Here is a 1,653-nt window from a genome sequence, read left to right as displayed (position 1 = left end):
AGACGCAATTCATTTACACTTCGGGACGTAGCTCAGCTTGGTAGAGCACCTGGTTTGGGACCAGGGGGTCGCATGTTCAAATCGTGTCGTCCCGACCATAATCTTTTTCTTTGCGGGTGTAGTTCAATGGTAGAACTTTAGCCTTCCAAGCTAATAGCGTGGGTTCGATTCCCATCACCCGCTCCAACTATTTAAACCCGAAAGCCTTGCGCAGCAAGGCTTTTTTTGTTTTTGTTGATTTAATAAACAAGAAACCTTTCCTTATCTTGCGGCATATTCTGGGGCGAATTTTTAACTATTGAGTTAAGTGATTAAAATTGATCAACTGACCTACGACTAATCATCTTTAATTCGTGCATTGATGTATTTTCCGCTGTTCCGATTTTGGTGAGACAGAGGCTTTCCTATGTTAACTTCAGATTTTCACCACTCCCACGAGGCAGCACTGCCATTATACGCCTTAGATCAAGCAGATGGATATTTAGGAGCTCCTTTGCTTAGAAACCGTCTCTAGATCAGAGAGTGGGGTGTTCGGATAGTGAATCACACCTTCTAACCATGAAATACATATCGTTTAGTACCGCCTTGCGAGGTTTTACCTAACATTTATTCCATTCTAGTCGGAAGCGTCTTAGAGACTCCCTGTACTAAACAAGCTTATGTAGGCTAATCAAATATCCATTTGTATAGTCGGAAAATTAGCCGAGGGAGGTATATCCATACTTCAAAAAATACTTCCAATCTGTAAAAAAAAGTATCCACCTTATTATTACGAGTTCTGCGCCTCATTAAATCATTCTCCTTTATTGAAGTATGTGACATGGAGAAATATAGTTATACTAAAATGTATCGATTCGATTGTGACCACGTTTAAATTCTAATAAACATATTGCTTATTTTTTGGTCAGCCAATTAATTAAATATAAGACCCCAAATGCAGTGCCCAAAACTAAAATCTTCTCTACAATGTTTTTCCAATGTAGCTCGTCTCCTGCTTCATTCATGCTAAGAAAAAACAGAGCCACAAGAATGATCGGGGCATATAGGAATGTTTTTTTCATTCGTAATGACCTCATTCTTTCTTTTTTACAAATATTTCTACGCAATGTATTAATCTAAGTTTCAAAGACAGTGAACATAAAAACATTTAAATCTATTCTTGAAATATCAAGTTATGATTAAAAATTTCGAATGGATAGGTTTAGAAGCGTTATTTATGCAGCAAAGTAATTTATATAAAGCGCTTAAGAAAGTGAACTATCATATATTAGCGGCAATTACCTAATGCGGAAGTTGAAGGTTTAAAGTGGGGTTTTGATGGATTGGTGCAGGCGCACGTATTCTTAGCTAATTGTGAGGATTCTCTTCTCTTAAAACTTCCAAGTAAGAGCTGCAACGGACATGAGATACCTTATTTGCCGGAATTACGTCCATTTATAGATTTAACGGACATAGGATCTCTTATTTAGCCTCAGGATACTTAATTTGGCTGCTTTTTAAGCAAATAACGTATCCTATGTCCGTTAGATTCACGTAACGAGCTTAAAATATCGAAATAGCGGATTTCATGTCCGTAGGACTGAACATGAACAGCATAAGAGCAAACTCCAATGTTGAACCGAAAATATTATTTATGTAAACATAAATAAACGC

At 37.1% G+C, this 1,653-nt stretch carries 1 protein-coding gene and 2 tRNA genes; 2 read left to right on the top strand and 1 reads right to left on the bottom strand.

The annotated features are described in order from the left end of the window. Positions 1-21: 21 nt before the first annotated feature. Positions 22-98, top strand: a tRNA-Pro gene (locus BK120_RS34230). A 14-nt stretch (positions 99-112) separates the two neighbouring features. After that, a tRNA-Gly gene (locus BK120_RS34225) sits at positions 113-186 on the top strand. A gap of 707 nt (positions 187-893) precedes the next feature. Here the strand turns inward: BK120_RS34225 and BK120_RS35690 are convergent. Continuing rightward, complete coding sequence (locus BK120_RS35690; RefSeq protein WP_179089962.1) at positions 894-1,061, bottom strand: hypothetical protein; 168 nt, start codon at positions 1,059-1,061, stop codon at positions 894-896. Positions 1,062-1,653: the final 592 nt, after the last annotated feature.

The organism is Paenibacillus sp. FSL A5-0031, assembly GCF_001956295.1.
In the GTDB taxonomy this organism is placed as follows: Bacteria; Bacillota; Bacilli; order Paenibacillales; family Paenibacillaceae; genus Pristimantibacillus.
This window is presented reverse-complemented; position numbering and strand designations above follow the sequence as displayed.

Bases quoted from the DNA above. Each gene is read 5' to 3' on its own strand.
- BK120_RS35690 (WP_179089962.1), bottom strand. From the start codon at position 1,061: ATGAAAAAAACATTCCTATATGCCCCGATCATTCTTGTGGCTCTGTTT.